Annotated in this window: 24 protein-coding genes; 13 read left to right on the forward strand and 11 right to left on the reverse strand. The window is 66.5% G+C overall.

Annotated features, from left to right (window positions below; genetic code table 11):
- Nucleotides 1-99: 99 nt before the first annotated feature.
- The 6 genes from F6B93_RS11260 to F6B93_RS11285 form a co-directional block, all read right to left on the reverse strand.
- Entirely contained in the window at nucleotides 100-1149 is a 1050-nt protein-coding gene (locus F6B93_RS11260) for a hemolysin family protein (RefSeq protein WP_211699419.1), read from the reverse strand.
- Nucleotides 1149-2528 carry a hemolysin family protein gene (locus F6B93_RS11265; RefSeq protein ID WP_211699173.1) on the reverse strand — a complete coding sequence of 460 codons (1380 nt, stop codon included), beginning with the start codon at nucleotides 2526-2528 and terminating at the stop codon, nucleotides 1149-1151. Before F6B93_RS11265 ends, F6B93_RS11260 begins: the two co-directional genes overlap by 1 nt.
- A gap of 96 nt (nucleotides 2529-2624) precedes the next feature.
- Nucleotides 2625-4061 carry a GuaB1 family IMP dehydrogenase-related protein gene (locus tag F6B93_RS11270; RefSeq protein ID WP_211699174.1) on the reverse strand — a complete coding sequence of 479 codons (1437 nt, stop codon included), beginning with the start codon at nucleotides 4059-4061 and terminating at the stop codon, nucleotides 2625-2627.
- A gap of 23 nt (nucleotides 4062-4084) precedes the next feature.
- The gene (gene gndA, locus F6B93_RS11275) at nucleotides 4085-5536 is read right to left on the reverse strand and encodes an NADP-dependent phosphogluconate dehydrogenase (protein ID WP_211699175.1); all 1452 of its coding nucleotides are present in this window, start codon (nucleotides 5534-5536) and stop codon (nucleotides 4085-4087) included.
- A 115-nt stretch (nucleotides 5537-5651) separates the two neighbouring features.
- Nucleotides 5652-6602 (reverse strand): M56 family metallopeptidase, encoded by a 951-nt coding sequence (locus tag F6B93_RS11280; protein ID WP_211699176.1) that lies wholly within the window; start codon nucleotides 6600-6602, stop codon nucleotides 5652-5654.
- A gap of 14 nt (nucleotides 6603-6616) precedes the next feature.
- Entirely contained in the window at nucleotides 6617-7033 is a 417-nt protein-coding gene (locus F6B93_RS11285) for a BlaI/MecI/CopY family transcriptional regulator (RefSeq protein ID WP_211699177.1), read from the reverse strand.
- A 316-nt stretch (nucleotides 7034-7349) separates the two neighbouring features.
- Here F6B93_RS11285 and F6B93_RS11290 point away from each other — a divergent pair, with 316 nt between their 5' ends.
- The 7 genes from F6B93_RS11290 to F6B93_RS11320 all read left to right on the forward strand — a co-directional run bounded on the left by F6B93_RS11290 (nucleotide 7350) and on the right by F6B93_RS11320 (nucleotide 12133).
- Nucleotides 7350-7757, forward strand: a complete 408-nt coding sequence (locus F6B93_RS11290) for a PaaI family thioesterase (protein WP_211699420.1) — start codon at nucleotides 7350-7352, stop codon at nucleotides 7755-7757.
- 69 nt (nucleotides 7758-7826) lie between these two features.
- Nucleotides 7827-8129, forward strand: a complete 303-nt coding sequence (locus F6B93_RS11295) for an urease subunit gamma (protein ID WP_211699178.1) — start codon at nucleotides 7827-7829, stop codon at nucleotides 8127-8129.
- Complete coding sequence (locus F6B93_RS11300) at nucleotides 8126-8437, forward strand: urease subunit beta (protein WP_211699179.1); 312 nt, start codon at nucleotides 8126-8128, stop codon at nucleotides 8435-8437. The genes F6B93_RS11295 and F6B93_RS11300 overlap by 4 nt, the downstream gene beginning before the upstream one ends.
- Complete coding sequence (locus tag F6B93_RS11305) at nucleotides 8437-10158, forward strand: urease subunit alpha (RefSeq protein ID WP_211699180.1); 1722 nt, start codon at nucleotides 8437-8439, stop codon at nucleotides 10156-10158. Before F6B93_RS11300 ends, F6B93_RS11305 begins: the two co-directional genes overlap by 1 nt.
- Complete coding sequence (locus F6B93_RS11310; RefSeq protein ID WP_211695086.1) at nucleotides 10158-10793, forward strand: urease accessory protein UreF; 636 nt, start codon at nucleotides 10158-10160, stop codon at nucleotides 10791-10793. The genes F6B93_RS11305 and F6B93_RS11310 overlap by 1 nt, the downstream gene beginning before the upstream one ends.
- A gap of 10 nt (nucleotides 10794-10803) precedes the next feature.
- A complete protein-coding gene (ureG, locus tag F6B93_RS11315) occupies nucleotides 10804-11481 on the forward strand; it encodes an urease accessory protein UreG (RefSeq protein ID WP_211695089.1) in 678 nt (225 codons plus the stop codon).
- Nucleotides 11471-12133, forward strand: a complete 663-nt coding sequence (locus F6B93_RS11320; RefSeq protein ID WP_211695091.1) for an urease accessory protein UreD — start codon at nucleotides 11471-11473, stop codon at nucleotides 12131-12133. Before ureG ends, F6B93_RS11320 begins: the two co-directional genes overlap by 11 nt.
- Here the strand turns inward: F6B93_RS11320 and F6B93_RS11325 are convergent.
- The 3 genes from F6B93_RS11325 to F6B93_RS11335 all read right to left on the reverse strand — a co-directional run bounded on the left by F6B93_RS11325 (nucleotide 12130) and on the right by F6B93_RS11335 (nucleotide 15310).
- A complete protein-coding gene (locus F6B93_RS11325; protein ID WP_211695093.1) occupies nucleotides 12130-13515 on the reverse strand; it encodes an NAD(P)/FAD-dependent oxidoreductase in 1386 nt (461 codons plus the stop codon). The two genes, F6B93_RS11320 and F6B93_RS11325, sit on opposite strands and share 4 nt — an antisense overlap.
- A gap of 153 nt (nucleotides 13516-13668) precedes the next feature.
- Entirely contained in the window at nucleotides 13669-14592 is a 924-nt protein-coding gene (locus F6B93_RS11330; RefSeq protein ID WP_211695095.1) for an LLM class F420-dependent oxidoreductase, read from the reverse strand.
- Between the two features lie 40 nt (nucleotides 14593-14632).
- Nucleotides 14633-15310, reverse strand: a complete 678-nt coding sequence (locus tag F6B93_RS11335; protein ID WP_211695102.1) for an SDR family oxidoreductase — start codon at nucleotides 15308-15310, stop codon at nucleotides 14633-14635.
- A gap of 313 nt (nucleotides 15311-15623) precedes the next feature.
- Here F6B93_RS11335 and modA point away from each other — a divergent pair, with 313 nt between their 5' ends.
- The 6 genes from modA to F6B93_RS11365 all read left to right on the forward strand — a co-directional run bounded on the left by modA (nucleotide 15624) and on the right by F6B93_RS11365 (nucleotide 21023).
- The gene (gene modA, locus F6B93_RS11340) at nucleotides 15624-16403 is read left to right on the forward strand and encodes a molybdate ABC transporter substrate-binding protein (RefSeq protein ID WP_211695104.1); all 780 of its coding nucleotides are present in this window, start codon (nucleotides 15624-15626) and stop codon (nucleotides 16401-16403) included.
- Between the two features lie 9 nt (nucleotides 16404-16412).
- A complete protein-coding gene (locus tag F6B93_RS11345; protein ID WP_211695106.1) occupies nucleotides 16413-17207 on the forward strand; it encodes an ABC transporter permease in 795 nt (264 codons plus the stop codon).
- A gap of 6 nt (nucleotides 17208-17213) precedes the next feature.
- Entirely contained in the window at nucleotides 17214-18350 is a 1137-nt protein-coding gene (locus F6B93_RS11350) for a sulfate/molybdate ABC transporter ATP-binding protein (protein WP_211695108.1), read from the forward strand.
- Between the two features lie 56 nt (nucleotides 18351-18406).
- Complete coding sequence (locus F6B93_RS11355) at nucleotides 18407-19492, forward strand: alanine and proline-rich secreted protein Apa (RefSeq protein WP_211695110.1); 1086 nt, start codon at nucleotides 18407-18409, stop codon at nucleotides 19490-19492.
- Nucleotides 19493-19630: 138 nt separating this feature from the next.
- Nucleotides 19631-19936 carry a GlsB/YeaQ/YmgE family stress response membrane protein gene (locus tag F6B93_RS11360; RefSeq protein ID WP_211695112.1) on the forward strand — a complete coding sequence of 102 codons (306 nt, stop codon included), beginning with the start codon at nucleotides 19631-19633 and terminating at the stop codon, nucleotides 19934-19936.
- A gap of 58 nt (nucleotides 19937-19994) precedes the next feature.
- Nucleotides 19995-21023 carry a zinc-binding alcohol dehydrogenase family protein gene (locus tag F6B93_RS11365; protein ID WP_211695114.1) on the forward strand — a complete coding sequence of 343 codons (1029 nt, stop codon included), beginning with the start codon at nucleotides 19995-19997 and terminating at the stop codon, nucleotides 21021-21023.
- Between the two features lie 6 nt (nucleotides 21024-21029).
- Here F6B93_RS11365 and F6B93_RS11370 read toward each other — a convergent pair whose 3' ends face one another.
- Nucleotides 21030-21803, reverse strand: a complete 774-nt coding sequence (locus F6B93_RS11370; RefSeq protein WP_211695123.1) for a CPBP family intramembrane glutamic endopeptidase — start codon at nucleotides 21801-21803, stop codon at nucleotides 21030-21032.
- 78 nt (nucleotides 21804-21881) lie between these two features.
- On the reverse strand, nucleotides 21882-22547 hold the full coding sequence (locus tag F6B93_RS11375; protein ID WP_211699421.1) for an MOSC domain-containing protein: 666 nt from the start codon (nucleotides 22545-22547) through the stop codon (nucleotides 21882-21884).
- Nucleotides 22548-22602: the final 55 nt, after the last annotated feature.

Raw genomic sequence — 22602 nt, forward strand, 5'->3', positions numbered from 1 at the left:
GTGCGGTCCAGACCACAATGTATCGGCACCTATCCACGTCGGTGGGAGGTTCGACTCGTCGAGTCGCGTTGGCTCCTGTGGGTCCCGGACCCGACCCGCCTAGGGACGCGTCTCGTCTCGAATGGTGCCCACGAGGTCCTCCACCAGGTCTTCCAACGCCACCATCGCCACGACCGACCCGTCGTCGGCAGTCACCAATGCCAGGTGGCTATTGCTGCGCCGCATCAGGGACAGCGCGTCGGCAAGTGGCAAAGTCTGCGGAATCTGGCGCAGCGGGCGCACCACAGCCAGCTCGATCACGGTGTCCGGATCGTCGTCCAGCGTCAGCACGTCCTTGATATGCAGATATCCAATGAACCGTCCACCACCATCCACGACCGGAAACCGCGAGTAGCCCGTCTTCTCGAGTGCTTGTTCCACCGCACCGATCGTGGGCCCTGAGCCCATCGCGGCCACCGGCACCGCCCGGATATCGGGCAGCGGCACCGCGACGTCGGCGACCACCCGGGTGCGAATTCGCAATGCCCGCGTCAACCTGGTGTGCTCCTCGCGATCCAGCAGGCCTTTAGATCCCGATTCGGCGATCATCTCGGACAGCTCTGCCATCGAGACTGTGCTGTCGAGCTCGTCTTTGGGCTCGACCCCAATTGCGCGCAGGATCGCGTTTGCGCACATGTTGTAAAACACGATGAACGGGCGGGCAAGGCGCACGTAGACCAGATACGGGGGGACTAGGAGCATCGCCGTGCGCTCCGGGCCCGCCAGTGCGATGTTCTTGGGCACCATCTCGCCGAGCAGCACATGCAGGATCACCACAATCGCCAGCGCCACCGCGAAAGACACGGTGTGTCGTAGCGCCGGCGGTATGCCGGTGAGCTCAAACGGGGTCTCCAACAGCGCGGCCACCGCCGGTTCACCGATGCGGCCGAGCAGGATCGAGGAGACGGTGACGCCCAGCTGTGCGCCTGCCAGCATCGCGGGGAGCCGTTCGCCAGCCCGGATGACCGTGATCGCCCTAGCCTTGCCCTGCTCGGCGAGTGCTTCGAGACGATCACGGCGGGCCGAGATCAGCGCGAATTCCGATCCGACGAAGAACGCGTTGGCAGCGATCAGCACCAGCGCCAGGAGCACCGCCGGCAGCGAGTCCATCACGATGCCCGCTCCGACCCGGACTCAGCACCGGACTCACCGGCGGGGCCTTGCTCGACCAACTCCAGCAGGTCGATACGGCGACCATCCATCTGAACCACTGTGGCTCGCCAGCGGGCCGAGGAGGCCGCGAGTCCGTCCTTATTGGACGCTGGCAGCTCAACGGTTTCGCCCGCCGCCGGTATGTGACCCAGTGCACGCAGTACCAGACCACCGATTGTCTCGTAGGGCCCCTCGGGTGCCCGGTAGCCGGTCGCGTTGGCCACCTCATCGATCCGGAGCAAGCCCGAGACCCGCCAGCCACTGCCCGCCACCATCACGTGGGGGGTGGCATCATCGTGCTCGTCGCGGACATCGCCGACGATCTCCTCGATCAAATCCTCAAAGGTGACCATCCCCGCGGTACCGCCGTACTCGTCGACCACCATCGCGGCATGCAAGGTATTGGCGCGGATTTGCGCCATCACGGCATCGCCGTCAAGCGTGGAGGGCACCACCGTAACCGGCTTGGCGACGGTGGTCAGCAGCGTGTGAGCGCGCTCGCACCGCGAAACCTCGAACGCCTGTTTCACGTGCACCATGCCGATGGTCTGATCGAGGTCGCCCTCGACGATGGGGAACCGAGAGAACCCCGACGTGGCGGCTGCCGCGGCCAGATCGGCGACGGTGTCATCGGTTTGCAACGCCACGATCTTCGACCGCGGCGTCATGAGCTCTTCGGCGGTAAGGGCGCCGAACTGCAGCGAGCGTCGCATCAGCCACGCGGTGGCGTCGTCCAGGGAGCCGCTGCGCGCGGAGCTGCGCACCAACGACACCAGCTCTTGCGGGGTGCGCGCCGAGCGCAGCTCTTCGGCCGGCTCGATGCCTAACCGGCGCACGATCCAGTTCGCCGCACCGTTGGTCAGGCGGATGGCCGGAGTGAACAGCGCCGAAAATGCGACCTGGGGGATCACGACCGCACGTGCGGTCCCCAGCGGACGCGCGACGCCGACATACTTGGGGACCAGCTCCCCGAACACCATCGACACCGACGTCACGGCCGCCAGGGCCAGGAAGGCCGTGAGGCCGTCGGCCACCCGTTCCGACATACCGATGGCGCCCAGTCCCGGATGGGGCAACTCGGATACCAGGGGTTCGGTCAGGTAGCCGATCGCCAGCGTGGTCACCGAGATACCCAACTGAGCTCCGGAGAGCTGAAACGACAGCCGGCGATGGGCGCGCCGGATGAAACGGTCCCGGGTGGTGCCGCGGCGGGCGTTGGCTTCGACCGTGCTGCGGTCCAGCGCGGTCAACGAAAATTCGGCCGCGACGAACACGGCGGTGCCGGCGGTGAGCGCCAAGATCGCTAGCCAGCTGGCGAGGGTGCCGGTGAGGTTCATGGGCGAATCGGTTGTGGCACTATGTCGCAGCGCGGTGCTGCGGGTTGGAAGTTCACATGGTAGCGGGGTGTGTGCCGGGCACCCTCACCAACCGGGTCACCAGCCGTACGGCAGCGGATGGCCCTCGGCGAAGCCCGCTGCGGACTGCACGCCCACGACGGCTCGCTCGTGTAGTTCGGCCAGGTTGGAGGCGCCGACATACGTGCAGGTGCTGCGCACCCCGGAGGTGATGTGGTCGACGAGGTCTTCGACGCCGCCGCGGTCTGGGTCAAGACCCATTCGCGAGGTCGAGATGCCTTCCTCGAACAATGCCTTGCGGGCACGCTCGAAGGGGCTGTCGGCGGCCGTCCGGGCGACCACTGCCCGCTTGGAGGCCATGCCGTAGCTCTCCTTGTACGGCTGATCGTCGCTGTCGCGCATGAGGTCTCCGGGGGACTCGTAGGTACCGGCGAACCAGGACCCGATCATCACGTTGGATGCGCCGGCCGCCAGCGCCAGTGCCACGTCTCGCGGATGGCGGATTCCGCCGTCCGCCCACACGTGTCCGCCGAGCTGCTTTGCAGCGGCGGCGCAGTCGAGCACCGCAGAGAATTGTGGGCGGCCGACCGCGGTCATCATCCGGGTGGTGCACATGGCCCCGGGGCCGACACCGACTTTGACGATGTTCGCTCCGGCCTCCAGCAGGTCACGGGTGCCCACCGCGGACACCACGTTGCCGGCGACCAGTGGCAGACCCAAGTCCAGCGCAGAGATGGCCTTGATCGCGTCGAGAATCTTGACCTGGTGTCCGTGTGCGGTATCGATGACCAGCACGTCGATGCCGGTCTCGACAAGGGCGCGGGCCTTGGCGGCTACGTCGCCGGTGATGCCGACAGCCGCGCCGACGCGCAACCGGCCCGCGGAGTCGGTGGCCGGGGTGTAGATGCCCGCGCGGATCGCTCCGGTGCGCGTCAACACGCCCGCCAACGCGCCGTCGGGCGTCGTCAAGACCGCGACGTCGATCGGCGCATGCTCAAGGAGGTCGAAGATCGTGCGCAGGTCAGTGCCGACCGGGGCAGTCACGTAATCGGTGGAGACAGTGTCGAGCACTCGAGTGAAGCGATCCACGCCGGTGCAGGACGCTTCCCGCACCAAACCGATTGGGCGGCCGTCGGAGACCACCACCGCGGCGCCGTGAGCGCGCTTGTGGATCAGGGCGGTCGCGTCGGACACCGAATCGTCGGGCGCCAGCATCACCGGGGTATCGAGCACCAGGTCCCGGCTCTTGACGAACCCGACCGTCTGTTGCACCGCCGCGATGGGCAGGTCCTGCGGCAAGATCACCATTCCGCCGCGGCGGGCGACGGTCTCGGCCATCCGGCGTCCGGCCACCGCGGTCATGTTGGCGACCACCACGGGAATGGTCGTGCCTGAGCCGTCGGTGGTGGACAAATCGACATCGAACCGCGACGCCACGTCGGAACGGTTCGGGACGATGAAAACGTCGTTGTACGTCAGGTCGTAGCTGGGCCGGTGCCCGTCGAGAAATCTCATCGCTGCCCCTTGCGGTTACCCGGCTAGACCGGTACTTCGCTGCGGTCGCCACTCCACAGCGTGTGGAATTTCCCCGGCTCGTCGATGCGTCCGTAGGTGTGTGCACCGAAAAAGTCGCGCTGTGCCTGGGTCAGCGCCGCGGGCAGGCGTTCGGTGCGCAGGGCGTCGTAGTAGGACAGCGCCGAGGAGAATCCGGGAGTGGGGATCCCCAACTGCGCGGCGGTGCACACGACGCGTCGCCAGCTGTCGATCGCTGCTTCAACAGCGCTGCGAAAATAGGGCGCAACGATCAGAGTGGCCAGATCCGGTTCGGCGGCGTAAGCCTCCTTGATGTGGTTGAGGAACTTTGCCCTGATGATGCAGCCGCCGCGCCAGATGGTCGCCAGATCGCCCGGCGTGATGCCCCAACCGAATTCGGCGCTGCCGGCCTGGATCTGATTGAAACCCTGCGCGTAGGCCACAATCTTCGAGGCGTACAGCGCCTGTCGGACGTCTTCGGTGAACGTATCGCGGTCGGCGGGCTTGTCGCCGAGCTTGCCACCGGCCAGCCCTTGGGCGGCCTTGCGCTGCGCGACGGAACCTGACAGTGCGCGGGCGAAGACGGCCTCGGCGATCCCCGTGACCGGCACACCGAGATCGAGCGCCGACTTGACTGTCCAGCGACCGGTGCCCTTTTGTTCGGCCTCATCGAGGATGATGTCCACCAGCGGTTTCCCGGTCTTGGCGTCGGTCTGGCGCAAGACTTCGGCGGTGATCTCCACGAGATAGCTGTCCAGGTCGCCCTTGTTCCACTCGGTGAACACCGCCGCGATCTGGGGTGAGGTCATACCTAGCCCGTCACGCAGCAGCTGGTAGGCCTCGCCGATGAGCTGCATGTCCGAGTACTCGATCCCGTTGTGGACCATCTTGACGAAATGGCCGGAGCCGTCCGGGCCAATATGTGTGCAGCATGGAACGCCGTCGACATGCGCAGAGATCTCCTCGAGCAGCGGGCCCAGCGATTCGTAGGATGCCGCCGGGCCGCCCGGCATGATCGAGGGGCCGAGGAGGGCGCCCTCCTCGCCGCCGGAAATCCCGGCGCCGACAAAATGTAATGCGCGCTCGCGCATCGCTTTCTCGCGGCGCATCGTGTCGGTGTACAAGGCATTGCCGCCATCGATGATGATGTCACCGGGTTCCATCGCGTCGGCGAGTTCGTTGATGACGGCATCGGTCGGCTCGCCGGCTTTCACCATGATCAGCACTCGCCGCGGGGTCTGCAGCGAGGCGAGAAACTCGGCGATCGTTTCGCTGCGGACGAATTTTCCCTCGGAACCGTGCTCCGCCAGCAGCGCATCGGTCTTGGCGATGGACCGATTGTGCAGCGCAACGGTGTAGCCGTGCCGGGCGAAGTTCCGGGCGATGTTCGAACCCATCACGGCCAGGCCGGTAACTCCGATCTGCGCGGTGGCCGACTGCGATTCCGACGAACTCATGTTCTGCCTCTCGGTTGGGCCTCGTAGGTTGGGGAACTGCTGTGGCCTGGGGAACTGCTAGAACCACGTCTTTTCGAAAGGTATCTGACCCCCGGGTGCTTGTCTCCGCACCGGGCTAGGCGGCGACCAACCGCTGCAGCTCCGTGAGCCACGGCACGGCCAGCGCCACAGTCGGGACCACGAATACCGCGGCGGCGGCCAAGTAGGCGGCCGTCGACAGCAACAGGCTGTTGCCACCGCCGGAGAGCCGTCGTACCCGCACCACCGTGCTGGGACCGCCCGCCGCGAGTGCCCCCGAGGGCGCAGGTCCGGATGCGCAGGCAACCAGCGCCCGGGCCAGCGGAGTGCGCCCCGCCGCACGCACCGCGGCGTCATCGGCGAGCAGCTCGACCAGCAAGTGAACGGCACGCAGGACGTTGACACGGCGCACCAGCCGCGGAAAGGCGGCGTGCACGGCGGTGAACGCCTCGAGCACCAGATCGTGGCGAGCCCGAAGATGCGCCCGCTCGTGGGTCAAGATGGCCGCCAGCTCTGTCTCGGTCAGCGCCGTGAGCGTGCCTTCGCTGACCACGACCCGGCTCCGCACCCCGGGCAGGCAGTAGGCAAGCGGCTCGGCCACATCCAGCACGCGCAGAGCCCGCGTGCTGGCGCACGGTTGGGCCAGGGCACCGTCGTGTCCAACCCCCACCAGATCCACCACCATCCGGTGGTGAGCCCGCCGCCGCCGAGTGGCGATCGCCCCCCTCACCACCGCGACCGCCAGTCGGGCACCCACGAGAACCGTCAGCGCGAAGACGGCGACGTATGCCGCCCATAGCGGCCAACCTAGGCGTCCAACGGCGCCAAGGATGCTTGCGGTGGGACGGCCGTCGGGGCCGGGCATGAGGAGTCGGCTGGCGATGGCGATGCCGGCGCTGAATGCTGACAGCACCGCAGCCAGGGCGATGGCCTGCCAGAGCACCAGCGCGGCACGCGGGGCGCGTAGCGGCCACCGCGCTCGAGCCAACAGGGCCGGGGCCGGGCCAGCCAAGACCACCGCGAGGAGGGTGAAGGCCAGCGCGGACACGTGGCTAGTCTTCCCTAGTCGTCCGCACCAGCGCCAGCCGACGGCGGATTCCGATGGCTCGCTTCCATCTCGGCCAGCGCGCGCCGCAATGCATCCGCCTCGTCAGCACCGACGCGCTCCACGAAATGGACCAGCGCTGCCTGTCTGCCCCCGGAATCCTCGGCCTGAGCGAGCGCGTCGACCATCAGCCCGGCTACCAGCTCGTCGCGGCCATGCACGGGCGCATAGCGGTGGGCACGGTCATCGCGAATCTGGGAGACGAGGTTCTTCTTCGCCAACCGCTGCAAGACGGTCATCACTGTCGTGTAGGCAAGGTCGCGTCGTACCGACAATGCGTCATGGACCTGGCGTACCGTCTGGGGTTCTGGGACGGACCACAAGTGGTCCATGACGGCGCGTTCGAGATCCCCCAGCCGCGTCAGCTTGGCCATAGTTCGTTCATCTCCTGCGGGTTGAAACCAGTTTACTCCGGCTTACTACCGACCGTCGTACCCCACGACACGCGCCAAGACCTTGCGATGTTAGGGCAGCCTTGCCTACTATAGGCCCGATCGAGCTGCAACGGCCGCGGAAGTGTCCTGAGGGCTGCAGAGACCCCCGGTCTACTCGATCGGCGAACCCCGTGCCACGTGCACGGGGTTCGCCCGTTTCCGGACCGGGCGACGCCAGGTGATTCTGCCCACACCGAGCGGTGGGATTCGCCGATGGTGTAGACACAAGGACGTGCAACCGCCGCCGGGCGCCGCCATGCCGCCGCTTTCTACCGCGCCGTTCGACAGCGAGTTGGGTCTGCAATTCACCGAGTTGACCCCGGACAAGGCCCGAGCACAACTTGAGGTCACGCCCAACCTGCTACAGCCTATGGGCCTCGTGCATGGAGGTGTCTATTGCTCGATGATCGAGAGTTTGGCGAGCGTGGCAGCGTTTACCTGGCTGTGTGCGCGCGGCAACGGCGGCCATGTTGTGGGCGTCAACAACAACACCGATTTCCTGCGTTCCATCAGCTCGGGGATGGTGTACGGCACTGCCGAACCGCTGCACCGTGGTCGACGCCAGCAGCTGTGGTTGGTCACGATCACCGATGAGGGAGACCGAGTGGTCGCGCGGGGTCAGGTGCGGCTGCAGAACCTGGAAAGCCAAAACAGCAGCGGCTAAGCGCATTCGCCCCCGTTCGCCGCTTTTGCACCGAGCCGGAATCGCCCTGGCGTGGCAGGATCGCACACCATGCGCTTGACGCCGCACGAACAGGAGCGATTGCTGCTGTCCTACGCCGCCGATTTGGCACGCCGTCGCCGCGCCCGCGGCTTACGGCTCAATCACCCGGAGGCCGTGGCCCTCATCACCGACCACATCCTTGAGGGCGCACGCGACGGCCGCACCGTAGCGGAGCTCATGGCCAGCGGGTGCGAGGTGCTCTGCCGCGACGACGTGATGGAAGGAGTGCCCGAGATGCTCGACGATGTGCAGGTGGAGGCGACGTTCCCGGACGGCACCAAGTTGGTCACCGTCCATCACCCGATTCCATGATTCCCGGCGAAATCCGCTACGGCAGCGGCGATATCGAGATCAACGAGGGTGCGGAGCGGCTGGAGATGCAGATCGTCAACACCGGCGATCGTCCCGTGCAGGTCGGCAGTCATGTCCACCTTGTCCAGGCCAACGCGGCGCTGTCGTTCGATCGCGACGTGGCCCGGGGTTACCGCCTGGATATCCCGGCGGCCACCGCTGTTCGCTTCGAACCGGGAGTGCCTCGGACCGTCGCCTTGGTCCCGTTGCGGGGACGGCGCGAGGTACCCGGCCTGACCCTCAATCCGCCTGGGCAGCTGGACGTCTGATGACGAGACTATCCAGGGCCGGCTACGCGCAGCTGTTCGGCCCCACGACTGGCGACCGGGTCAGACTGGCCGACACCGACCTGCTGGTGGAGATCACCGAGGACCGCAGCGGGGGACCGGGCCTGGCCGGCGACGAGGCGGTATTCGGCGGTGGCAAGGTGCTGCGCGAGTCGATGGGCCAAGGGCGGGCCACCCGGGCGCAGGGCGCGCCCGACACGGTGATCACCGGGGCGGTGATCATCGACTATTGGGGAATCATCAAGGCAGATATCGGGATTCGCGATGGCCGTATCGTGGCGATCGGCAAGGCCGGTAACCCCGACATCATGGCGGGGGTGGATCCAGGCCTGGTGGTCGGCCCGTCCACCGAGATCATCGGCGGTAACGGGCGAATCGTCACCGCGGGCGCTATCGATTGTCACGTGCACCTGATCTGTCCGCAGGTCATTGCCGAAGCCCTGGGCGCGGGGACCACGACAATGGTCGGCGGTGGCACCGGTCCCGCGGAGGGCACCAAGGCCACCACCGTCACTCCAGGCGAATGGCACCTGGCCCGAATGTTGGAGTCGCTGGATTCCTGGCCGGTGAATTTCGCGCTCCTGGGCAAGGGAAACACTGTGAGCGCCGACGCGTTGTGGGAGCAATTACGCGGCGGTGCAGCGGGTTTCAAGCTGCATGAGGACTGGGGCTGCACGCCCGCGGCCATCGACGCGTGTTTGACGGTCGCCGAGGCCGCCGGAGTGCAGGTGGCCCTGCATTCCGACACCCTCAACGAGATGGGGTTCGTCGAGGACACGATTGGCGCCATCGGTGGGCGCTCGATTCACGCCTACCACACCGAGGGCGCCGGCGGCGGCCATGCACCCGACATCATCACCGTTGCGTCCCACCCGAATGTGCTACCCAGCTCGACCAACCCGACCCTCCCGCATACGGTGAACACCCTCGACGAGCACCTGGACATGTTGATGGTCTGTCACCACCTCAACCCGCGGATACCGGAGGACTTGGCGTTCGCCGAAAGCCGGATCCGCCCGTCGACCATGGCGGCCGAGGACCTCCTGCACGACATGGGCGCGATCTCGATGATCGGCAGCGACTCGCAGGCCATGGGCCGCGTCGGCGAGGTAGTGCTGCGCACCTGGCAGACCGCGCACGTGATGAAAGCGCTCCGCGGGTCGCTGGCGGGCGACGGCGCGGCCGACAACAACAGGGTGCGCCGCTACATCGCGAAATACACCATCTGCCCGGCGGTGGCACATGGCCTGGACGGTGAGGTCGGGTCGGTGGAAGTAGGCAAGCTTGCTGACCTGGTGCTGTGGGAGCCCGCGTTTTTCGGCGTCCGCCCGCACGCCGTTCTCAAGGGCGGGGTGATCGCTTGGGGGGCGATGGGTGACGCCAACGCGTCGATACCGACGCCTCAGCCGGTGCTGCCGAGACCGATGTTCGGCGCAGCTCCCACCGCGACCGCTGCTACGTCCGTGCACTTCGTGGCGCCCCAGGCCATCGATGCCGGCCTGGCAGACCGGATCGCGGTCAACCGGCGGCTGCTTGCGGTCACCGACGTGCGCTCCATCGGCAAGGCCGATCTGCCACTCAACGATGCGGTTCCGCGGATCGAGGTCGAGCCCGACACCTTCACCGTGCGCGTCGAGGGACAGGTGTGGCCAGACCGGCCTGCCGCCGAACTGCCCATGGCGCAGCGATATTTCCTGTTCTGATGTCGTCCCTCGCGGTGCTTCTCACGCTGGCCGACTCGCGGCTGCCCACCGGTTCCTACGTGCACTCCGGTGGTATGGAGGAAGCCGTCAGCACCGGCTTGGTCACGAACCTCGCCACGGTCGAGGCATTCCTGCGGCGGCGAATCCGCACCCACGGTCTGGTCACGGCCTCGATCGGGGTTGCAGTGCACCGGGGTGAGCTGACCGTCGAGGACGCCGACCAGGAAACCGACGCGCGAACACCGGCTCCGGCAGCGAGACACGCCTCGCGTCGTCAGGGCCGGGGGCTGACCCGGCTGGCACGGCTGGTCTGGCCAGGCGCCGGCTGGGACCAACTAGGGGCGCGGCCGCATCTGGCGGTGGCCGCTGGACGCATCGGGGCGATCAGCGGAATCGACCCCGAGCACAGCGCGTTGCACCTCGTCTACACCACGATGACCGCCTCGGCTACCGCCGCACAGCGGCTGTTGGCGCTGGATCCCGCTGACATCGCTGTACTGACTTTCCGGCTAGCCGGGCTCTGCGAAGACATCGCGGCCGAAGCGGCCGCCGGACTGGCAGACTTGTCCGACCCGTTGCTCGACACGCTGGCACAATGGCACGCCGAGCGCGAACGTCCCCTATTCGCCTCCTGAGAGGTATTCCGTGACAACACATTCCCACGATCACCCGCACTCGCATACCGATCGCCCGCGACGGGTCCGCGCACCAGGCGAGCCGTTGCGCATCGGCGTCGGTGGTCCGGTCGGCTCCGGCAAAACCGCGCTGGTCGCAGCGCTGTGCCGGCAATTGCGCGACGACCTGTCTGTGGCGGTGCTGACCAACGATATCTACACCACCGAAGACGCCGACTTCTTGCGCAAGCATGCGGTTCTACCTGATGACCGCATCGCGGCCGTGCAGACGGGCGGGTGCCCGCACACCGCGATCCGCGACGACATCACTGCGAACTTGGATGCGATAGATGACCTGATCGCGGCGCACGACGGGCTGAAGCTGATATTGGTCGAATCCGGTGGGGACAACCTGACCGCCACTTTTTCGCTGGGCTTGGTGGACGCACAAGTCTTCGTCATCGACGTCGCCGGCGGCGACAAGGTGCCGCGCAAGGGTGGGCCCGGCGTGACCTACTCGGACTTGTTGGTTGTCAACAAGACGGATCTGGCGCCGCTGGTGGGGGCCGATCTTCAGGTAATGGCACGTGACGCGGCCTTGGTGCGCGACGGGCGTCCGACGGTGTTGCAATCGCTGACCGAGGACCCCGCCGCCACTGAGGTGCTGGGATGGGTTCGTAGCCAACTGGCCGAAGCAGATGCTGTCTGAGGTACTGCTAGTGGCCGCACCCAGCCGGCTGCCGCGCATCGACTGCCGCGGCGGCATCCAGGCACGGTGCACCGCACCCGATACCGTCCATCTCGTGTCTGCGGCCGCCACCCCGCTCGGCGGCGACACTATCGAGATCCGGGTGGTCGTTGAACGCGGGGCTCGCCTGCGGCTGCGCAGCGCGGCCGCCACCCTGGCCCTGCCAGGCGCTCGCACCCCGACGTCGGATACGAGTTGGCAGGTTGACGTGGCCGGGGCGCTGGACGTAGATCTGCAGCCCACCGTCGTCGCCGGCGCCGCCCGGCACCTGTCGACCGTGGCCATGAACGTGCACGCCGAGGGCAGGGTCCGTTTCTGCGAGCGGGTGCAAATCGGTCGATCCGGCGAACGTGCGGGATTCTGGTCCGGAACGCTGCACGTCGACCAGCGGGAACGCCCCTTGCTGCGCCATCGCGTCGAGCTGGGTGCCGGATCCCTGGCGGACGACGACCTCGGAGCGCCGCGGGCAACTGTCAGCGAATTACGCTATCCAACAACCGCTTTCGCGATCGACAGCAGCTTCGCGATCGACAGCAGCCAACGGCCGACGGTGCTGGCGTTGGCCGGTGGGGGAGCGCTGCGCACGTGGCAGGGCGAGCGGCTGACCGGCTAACTCGCTCTCTTGCCGGCCGGACGGTGCGCCTCGGCCGCCAGTACCTCGAGCTGCTCGAGGCGGGTCCGGGCGAAGGCCTGCTGCTCGGTGATGGTCAGCTGCCCACGTCGGGTGCTGAGGAAGGTCACTGTCCACGACAACAAGGTGCTGAGCTTGGTTTTGAACCCAACCAGATAAACCAGGTGCAACACCAGCCAGGCCAGCCAAGCAATGAAGCCGCTGAACTCCAGCGGACCGATCTTGGCTACCGCGGAGAACCGCGACACCGTCGCCATCGAGCCTTTGTCGAAGTACTGGAATGGCTCGCGTGCCGTCGGATCGGCGCCGGCGAGTTCGGTCTTGATCGTGTTCGCGACGTACTTGGCGCCTTGGATAGCGCCCTGCGCCACGCCCGGCACGCCCTCGACGGCAGCCATGTCACCAATCACGAAGACGTTTGGGTGGCCCGGGACCGACAGGTCAGGCAATACCTTGACCCTGCCAGCCCGGTCGAGCTCGACCGACGACTGCTCAGCAAGGACTGCTCCCAGTGAGCTGGCCGAGACCCCTGCGGACCAGACCTTGCACGCTGATTCGATGCGCCGGATCGTGCCGTCGGACTCCTTGACCGTGACGCCGTTGCGATCGACATCGGTAACCATCGCGCCAAGCTCGATCTGGACGCCCATCTTCTCCAGCCGCGTCGCGGCCCGCCGGCCCAGCTCTTGACCCATGGGCGGCAGCACCGTGGGTGCGGCGTCGAGCAGGATTACTCGCGCTCTCGTGGAATCGATTTTGCGAAAGGCGCCCTTTAACGTGTAGTCGGCCAGTTCGGCGATCTGTCCGGCCATCTCCACGCCGGTGGGGCCGGCGCCAATCACCGTGAAGGTCAGCAGCTTCGCCCGTCGTTCGGGATCGCCGGATCGCTCCGCCTGTTCGAAGGCGCTCAGAATCCGCCCACGCAGTTCCAATGCGTCATCGATCGATTTCATGCCCGGCGCAAACTCTGCGAAATGGTCATTGCCGAAGTACGACTGGCCGGCGCCGGCGGCAACGATCAGGCTGTCGTAGGGAGTTTCGTAGGTGTGGCCGAGCAAGTCCGACACGACGAATCCACCTGCCAGATCGATATGCGTCACGTCGCCGAGCAGCACCTGAACATTGCGCTGTCTGCGCAAGACGACCCGGGTGGTCGGGGCGATGTCGCCTTCCGAGACGATGCCGGTCGCCACCTGGTACAACAGCGGCTGAAAAAGGTGATGGGTGGTGCGCGCGATCAGCTTGATGTCGACGTCGGCCCGCTTGAGCTTCTTTGCCGCGTTGAGCCCGCCGAACCCCGAACCGATAATCACGACCCGGTGCCGGCGCCGCGGCTCAGCTGTGGGTTCTTGCTGGGTGTTCATGTGTAGTTGTTCCTGACAGAGTCCGTGTGACGGGCGAGCGTAGTTAGCTGCGACCCATTTTCAGAGTAGTCAACCCGACGTCGGTAATCCCAGCCGCGAGCCTGTGTCATCAGCCACACCGTCGGATCCACGCAGCTCCGCGGGCGCACTCGGCTACAGAGCGAGTAGCGGCCGTAGCGCCTCGGCCGCGGTCGTGATGATTCCGGGGGTGTAGCCGTGGGCGGCCAGGTTGATGATCAACCCGTCAATGCCGGCGTCGAGCACTTTGGCCTGGACTTGCTCGGCGATCTGCGCCGGGCTGCCGACCACGGCGCGCGTGCTCACGTCCGGCGGAAGTTGATCCAGGGCGAGGTCCTCGTTGACGATCACGGTCAGCATGAGACTGGTCTCCAGTGTCGAGGGGTCTCGGCCGGCTTCTTCGCACCGAGCGGCGACCGCGTCCATTTTGCGCGGTAGTTCGTCGAGCCCGGCGATCACGTTGAGGTGGTCGGCGCAGCGAGCGGCGATCGCGAAGGTCTTCTTTTCGCCGCCGCCGCCGATCATGATCGGGACGCGGTCGCGGTAGCGGGGCTCGGCCATCGCGGATTCGGTCGTGTACCAGCTGCCGGAGAAGGTTGGCCGTTCACCTTTGATCATGGGTTCGAGGATTTGGAGGGCTTCCTCGAGCCGCTTGAACCGTTCGGTGAAAGTGCCGAACTCGAAGCCGAGCTGGCGGTGTTCGAGCTCGAACCATCCGGCACCGATGCCGAGGATCGCCCTGCCGGCGCTGACGACATCCAGCGTGGTGATGATTTTTGCCAGCAAGGTCGGGTTGCGATAGGTGTTGCCGGTGACCAACGTGCCCAATTGCACACGTTCGGTGGCGGTCGCCAACGCACCCAGGGCCGTGTAGGCCTCCAGCATCGGCTGGTCGGGCGTTCCTAGCGCGGGCAGTTGATAGAAGTGGTCCATCACGAAGACCGAGTCGTAACCAGCTGCCTCGGCCTCGCGTGCCTGAGCGATGACCGACGGGAAAAGTTCCGCCACGCCAGTTCCGTAGGAGAAATTGGGAATCTGCAGACCAAACCGAATAGCCACGGCCTCTACCGTAGCCGGCTGCGGGGAAAGCGAAAGGGGCTCAGCCGAAGTGAGCTAAGGCGCCGTGACTGACGTGCAGCGTCTGGCCGGTGATGTGCCGGGCCGCGGCGGTGGTGAGGAACAACGCCAGCCGCGCGATCTCCGCCGCGACGGGTGCCGGTGTGCGGGAGAGCCCTTCGTAACCGGCCTGCACGCTGCGCCCGCAGGCGACGGCATTGATGGTGATTCCACGCGTTCCGAAAACGTCCGCCTGTCCCGCGATCCAATTCGAGAGGGCGGCCTTGATCGCCGCGTCAGCGCTACCGGCGGGCGGGTTTTCGGCCACCACGCCGATGATGGAACCACCGGAGCGCAGATGGTCACCCACCGATTGCACGATCAACACAGCCGAGAGCACCGTGGCATCGAGCGTGTTGCGCCATGCGTTGGACGTGTCCGACACCGAGTAGGTGCGTGGGTCCCCGGCGTCCCACGTCGGTGCCGGCACATTGACAATGGTGTCCAAGTGATGGGGAAACAGCCCGCGAGCTTCCTTGAGGCTGGTGGGGTCGGTGGTGTCGCACACAATGGCATCTACGTCGAGTTCCTTGGCGACGACTTCGAGGTCGCCGCGGCGCGCGCCCACCAGGGTCACGCTGTGCCCGTCGTCGCGAAAGCCTTCGGCTACTGTGCGCCCCAGCTCGGTGTCCCCGCCGGTGACCAGCACCTCCACTGCCATGACCTCCTCGTGTTCAACGTTGAACCCAGACCCTGGCAGTTCACCAGTGCTTATGCTTCCGCTCGGCGCGTCAAACACCGCTACGATGGTCGCACACCATAGGACCGTTGCCTGGGATCTCCGCGTGTTATGGCATTAGTCGCCGTAGATGTTACTGGACAGTAGCTATCTGGCGAAACTCTGGGCCGGCACGACACAACGATGATTTGCATAACATTTTCGCTGTGGCTCTGCGCCAGGTCGTCACCGATGCGGCGGATAGGCCTCGATGGAGCGGGGCAACGACGTGATCGGCGACCGGTACGTTTGACGAATGCGTCGCGTCGGGGTGCTGGCCGTTCTTGTCTCGACGCTCGCGGTCGCGGGACTGGTGGCCTGCGCGTCGAATCCGCTATCACCGTCGGGTACGGTGCGCGGAGCCCGGCCGATCGTCGTTTTCGCGGCGGCCTCGCTGCAGCGGCCGTTCACCGAAATCAGTGAGCAGTTCCACCGGAATAACCCCGGAGTCGATGTCGACTTCGATTTCGCGGGTTCGTCCGAATTGGCGACCCGACTGACCCAAGGGGCGAGCGCTGACATTTTCGCGTCCGCGGACGTCGCGCAAATGGATGCGGTCGCCCGCGCTGGGTTGCTCGCGGGAAATCCTACGAACTTCGCTGCCAACACGCTGGTCATCGTCACCGGCGCGGGAAACCCGAAGAAGATTCGATCTTTCCCGGATCTGACTCGGCCCGGGGTCGACGTCGTGGTGTGTCAGCAGCCGGTGCCCTGCGGATCAGCGACACGGCGGCTCGAAGACACCACGGGCATTCATCTCGACCCGGTCAGTGAGGAGCTGAGCGTGACCGATGTCCTCAACAAGGTCACCACCGGACAAGCCGATGCCGGAATCGTCTACATCACCGATGCGCTCAGCGCCGGGAACACCGTGGCAACAGTCACGTTCCCCGCCAGCGAGGGCGTGGTCAATGTGTATCCCATCGCAGTCCTGAAGGAGGCGTCGGAACCGACATTGGCGCAGAAATTCGTGGCCGCCGTTACGGCTGAATCAGGTCAGCAGATCCTGGATCAGTCGGGCTTCGCCAGGCCCTGACAGCCGCCCGTGGACCGGCCTACGGATCTGCCGCGCTGGGTGTACCTGCCCGCGGCCGCCGGGATAGTCTTCGTGGCACTGCCGCTGGCCGCGATCGCGATCAAGGTGGATTGGCCGCGTTTTTGGTTGCTGATCACCAGCCCGTCTTCCCAAACTGCGCTGCTGCTGAGCCTGCGGACCGCCGGTCTGAGCACACTGCTGTGTGTGCTGTTCGGAGTCCCGATGGCGTTGGTCCTGGCTCGCAGCCGCGCGCGGCTGGTGCGATTGCTCCGAGGGCTCATCCTGCTGCCGCTGGTGCTGCCGCCGGTGGTCGGTGGCATTGCGCTGCTCTACGCGTTCGGTCGGTTCGGGTTGATCGGGCGCTATGTGGAGGCCTGGAATATCCGCATCGCGTTCACCACGACCGCCGTAGTGCTGGCACAAACCTTCGTCTCGTTGCCGTTTCTGGTGATCTCCCTGGAGGGAGCTGCCCGCACCGCGGGAGCCGATTTCGAGATGGTCGCGGCGACGCTGGGGGCGCGGCCCAGCACCGTCTGGTGGCGCGTCACCCTGCCGCTACTGATTCCAGGCATGGTGTCCGGGACCGTGCTGGCATTCGCCCGCTCACTCGGGGAATTCGGGGCGACATTGACCTTTGCCGGTTCCCGGCAAGGGGTCACGCGCACACTTCCCTTAGAGATTTACTTGCAGCGGGTCACTGACCCGCAGGCGGCGGTGGCGCTATCGGTCCTGCTTGTCGCGGTGGCTGCGGTGGTGGTGCTGGGCCTCGGAGCTCGCAGGCTGAGCAGCACCGAGGCGAGGTAGCCAGCCATGAGCGAGCTGCAGCTGCGCGCGGTCGTCGCAGCACGCCGCCTGGATGTTGAGTTCGTCGTGCCCGCAGGCGAGGTACTTGCGATCCTCGGGCCCAACGGCGCGGGCAAGTCCACCGTTCTTCATGTCATCGCGGGGTTGGTCCGCCCCGACACGGGTCTGGTGCGGCTGGGGGATCGGGTGCTGACCGACACCGAAACCGGTGTCAGGGTGGCCGCCCACGACCGGCGAGTCGGGCTGCTCCTCCAGGAGCCGTTGCTTTTTCCACACTTGAGCGTGGCCGCCAACGTGGCCTTCGGACCTCATTGCCGGCACACGATGTCGCGCATCCTGCAGCGCTCCCGCCACCGTGAAACGGCGCTGCGCTGGCTACGCGAGGTCGACGCCGAGCAGTGTGCCGATCGCAAGCCGCGTCAGTTGTCAGGTGGCCAGGCCCAGCGGGTCGCCATCGCCCGAGCTTTGGCGGCGCAACCGGACGTGCTGTTGCTTGATGAGCCGCTCACTGGACTCGACGTCGCCGCGGCCGCGGCAGTCCGCTCGGTGCTGCAGACGGTCGTGACCCATAGCGGCTGCTCGGTCATCCTGATCACTCACGATCTGTTGGACGTGGTCACCCTCGCCGACCGGGTCGTGGTGCTCGAGTCCGGACGGATTTCCGAGGTCGGCTCGGTTTCCGAGGTGCTCACCGCTCCGCGCAGTCAATTCGGTGCCCGCGTCGCGGGCGTCAACCTGGTCAAGGGAACCATCGGCCCAGACGGCTCATTGCGCACCCGGTCCGGCGGGCGATGGTACGGTAGCCCCGCCCAGACACTGGGCGCTGGGCAGGATGCCGTCGCAGTGTTCCCACCGACAGCGGTGGCCGTGTATGGCGAACCGCCACATGGGAGCCCCCGCAACATGGTCGCGCTGTCGGTGTCGGGACTGGAGACCCGTGGACCCGCCGTCCTGGTGCGCGGCCACGATCAACAAGAAGGGGCGCCAGGTTTGGCGGCAAGCATCACCGCCGATGCGGCCGCGGAGCTCCGGCTGACCCCAGGCGCGCGGGTGTGGTTCGGCGTCAAGGCCCACGAAGTGGCGCTACATCCGGCACGACACCCGGGCGCCGCAGTTGGTCCGGCGACAAGCGCGAAACCGTAGCGCATCATCAGCACGCCATCCTTGCGTCACGGCCGTAACACGGTAGGTTCGTCGCCATGCATCAGGTGGACCCGAACTCAACACGCCGCCAAGGCCTGTGGGCGGCGCTGGCGGTCGCCGCGGTGACCAGCGCCATTGTCGTCACCATTGCGGCACCGGCAACCTCGAGCGCTGACCCGGAGCCCGCCCCTGCGCCTACGACGGCGGCGGCGCCACCACCGGTCGATCCGAACGCACCGCCACCGCCGGCTGACCCGAACGCACCACCACCACCGGCTGACCCGAACGCACCTCCTCCGCCGGCTGACCCGAACGCACCACCACCACCACCGATCGACCCGAACGCGCCACCACCACCGGTCGACCCGAACGCGCCACCACCACCGGTCGACCCGAACGCGCCACCTCCGCCGGGCGTCGACCCGAACCTTCCCGAGCCCGGCCGGGTCGACAACGCTGTCGGTGGATTCAGCTTTGTGCTGCCCCCCGGATGGGTCGAGTCTGACGCATCCCACCTCGACTACGGTTCAGCTTTGCTCAGCAGGACGATCGGCCCGCCGCCCTTCCCCGGACAGCCGCCACCGGTCGCCAACGACACCCGCATCGTCCTCGGCCGGCTCGACCAAAAGCTCTACGCCAGCGCCGAAGCCACCAACCCCAAGGCAGCGATCCGCCTGGGCTCCGATATGGGCGAGTTCTTCATGCCCTATCCGGGCACCCGGATCAACCAGGAAACCACTCCTCTGGACGCCAATGGGATTTCCGGAAGCGCCTCGTACTACGAAGTCAAGTTCAGCGATCCGAGCAAACCCAGCGGCCAGATCTGGACGGGTGTCGTTGGGTCACCCGCGGCAAATGCGCCCGACGCCGGCCCTCCCCAACGCTGGTTTGTGGTGTGGCTCGGTACGGCGAACAACCCGGTGGACAAGATTGCAGCCAAGGTGCTGGCCGAGTCGATCCGACCCTGGACTCCGCCACCAGCACCCCCGGCGGAGCTGGCGCCGGGGATGCCGCCACCCGCTCCTTTCCCCTTCCCAGCACCAGCCCCGCCCCCGGCGCCCGCACCACCTCCGGCCCCTGCCCCCGCTGGTGAAGTCACTCCGCCGCCACTGCCGGTACCACAGCCGATCGTCCCGGCCTGACAACGCGACAGGTGCGGTACTTGGCTCGGTCAGCCAAATACCGCCAACCGAGGGTCAAATCGTTACTTAGACGCGGTATACCCATATGACGGCCCAGTAGTTGCGCAGGGCACGGCCAGGGAATGCAAGGAGATCCGCATGGACGTCATCGCAGCAGCCGACTATCTTGCCCTCAACCTCGACGGCAAGACGGGCATAGGTTGGCTTGGCTACATCATCATCGGCGGCATTGCCGGCTACTTCGCTAGCAAGATCGTCAAAGGTAGCGGTTCAGGCATCATGATGAACATCGTGATCGGCGTCGCCGGCGCATTCGGCGCTGGCGTGGCGCTCAACGCCCTGGGAGTCGACGTCAACGATGGCGGCTACTGGTTCACCTTCTTCGTCGCGCTGGGCGGGGCCGTCGTGCTGCTGTGGCTCGTCAGCATGGTCCGGAAAACCTAGCGGGTCAGCTGTCGCGGCCGTTGGAGCTTGGGCGGCCGACAACAGGCATGATGGAGTGATGGTCTCCGGGACGACCACCACGACCATGAGTGCGTGGCAGGTGCGACGGCCCGGACCGGTCGAGGATGGCCCGCTCGAGCGCGTGACCACCGAGGTGCCCCGCCCTGGGCCGTCCGAGCTCTTGGTGGGTGTGCATGCCTGCGGCGTGTGTCGCACCGACCTGCATGTGACCGAAGGCGACCTTCCTGTGCACCGCGATCGGGTCATTCCCGGCCACGAGGTGGTGGGGGAGGTCGTGCAGGCGGGCTCGGCTGCCGGTCGCGAGTTCGATGTGGGAGACCGGGTCGGCATCGCGTGGCTGCGCCACACCTGCGGGATGTGCACGTACTGCCGGCGCGGGGCCGAAAACCTGTGTCCGGAGTCGCGCTACACCGGGTGGGACCATGACGGTGGATACGCCGAATTCGCCACGGTTCCTGCGGCTTTCGCCCATCACTTGCCGACCGGCTACAGTGCCAGCGAACTGGCACCTCTGCTGTGCGCGGGCATCATCGGATACCGGTCGCTGCTACGTGCCGAACTACCCCCAGGCGGTCGGTTGGGTCTGTACGGCTTTGGCGGCAGCGCACACATCACCGCCCAGGTCGCGTTGGCACAAGGCGCGGAGGTGCACGTGATGACCCGCGGATCCGAAGCACGTGAGCTGGCGCTGGAATTGGGCGCCGCGTCGGCTCAGGGTGCTGCCGATCCGCCGCCGGTGCCGCTCGATGCCGCGATTCTGTTCGCCCCGGTCGGCGATCTGGTCTTGCCCGCGCTTGAGGCGCTTGATCGGGGCGGCACCTTGGCGATTGCCGGGATCCACCTCACCGATATCCCAGCACTGAACTATCAACGCCACGTCTTCCAGGAGCGTCAGATCCGGTCGGTGACCTCCAACACCCGCGCCGATGCGCGTGCGTTTCTTGACTTCGCCGGCCAGCACCACATCAAAGTCACCACGCCGGAGTACCCGCTGGCGCAGGCCGATCGCGCGCTGGGCGACCTCAGCGCGGGCCGAATCGCTGGCGCCGCCGTGCTGTTGGTGTGAGCCGGGTCAGGTCGACAAGTGCCAGACCAAGGCGGCAGCCAGGGCACCCAAACCATTCAGTGACCAATGCAGGGCAATCGGTGCGATCAGGCTGCCGCTGCGCCGACGCAGCCAGCTGAATACGAACCCAGCGGCCCCGGTGGCCAACACCGCCAGCGTGACACCGGCCACCATACCGATGATCCCGCCGCCGAACAGCCGGGTGAAACCGACGTTGTTGCTGGTCAGTCCTAGCGACGTCGCGACATGCCACAGGCCGAACAGCAACGAACCGGCCAGCGCGACACCCCGGAATCCCCACGCTCGATTCAGCGCCCCCTGCAGCACACCCCGAAAGGCCAGTTCCTCGGGAATGACGGTTTGCAGCGGGATAATGACCATCGAGGCGATCACGGCCCCGGAGATCGTCGCATAGTGGTGGTTGAGGAACATCGGCCGCGTGACCGGCAGCAGGACGCCTACCGAGATCACCGCGACGACCAGGGCAACCGCGCCCAGCGCGTATACCAGCCCGGACTTCCAATGTTCGCGGCCGAGTCCCAGTTCGGCCCAGCCGAGGCCGCGACTGCGCACCAGGATCAGCAGCCCGGCCGCGGCCACCGGAACGGTGGCGATGCTGGCCCATGGCGTGGTGAAGTGCGCAATGAGGTTCGTCGCTACCAACACCACGACGACGACGGCGACATCGACATGGATCCGCAGCCGGTGCAATGCCGACAGCCGCGCCGCCAGCGGATCGAGGTGTAACGCGGCGGTGGCCGTCATCGGATGGTCACGCATGCTGAGGGAGTCTACCTGCGTGACGCGGTCCAACTCGCCGATCGCGGCCCCGGGGACACCGATTCGGTCGGCTCAGCCTTAGCCTGCGTCCGAGCCAAGCCTGCGGCGCACTTCGGCCTGGATTTCGGCCGCGAGCGCGTCGGCCGCCAACAATTGGGGAAGCAACTCCGGTTCAGACATCCGGGCGCGAAACACCAGCCCGACGGTCACGTCATGATCGGGACGGTATTCGACGGTGATGGCGTCTCCGCGGCGCACCGACCCGGAAGAAATGACCCGCAGGTAGGCGCCGGGTTTGCGGGCTTCGGTGAAGGTCTTTATCCACTGTCTGATATCCAAGAACGCCGCGAACGTCCGACAGGGCATCCGGGGCGCCGAGACTTCCAACAGCAAGCCATCGCTGCCAATCCGCCAGCGTTCACCAATCCGCGCCTGTGTGAGATCGATGCCTGAGGTGGTCAGATTCTCGCCGAAAACTCCGTTGCGGAGCGTGCGCTGAAGTTGGGTCTCCCACGCGTCGAGGTCTTCTCGCGCGTACGCATACACGGCCTGGTCGTCACCGCCGTGAACGTGCTGATCACCGATGGTGTCGCCGACAAGTCCGCTGCCAAGACCCTCAAGCATCGGCCCGGGAGCGCGCACTGTGACAGCCTCGGCTGTCGCGACTTTATCGATGCCGGTCAACTTCGACCGCGCACGCGGATCAGGGTTCGCTCGGACACGGGCCACGTTGACCGACAGCACATCCGCCACCTGAGAATGCTAACGCCGCGGCTGGCGCTCATTCATGCAGGTTTTT

This window comes from Mycobacterium spongiae (assembly GCF_018278905.1).
Classification (GTDB): Bacteria; Actinomycetota; Actinomycetes; order Mycobacteriales; family Mycobacteriaceae; genus Mycobacterium; species Mycobacterium spongiae.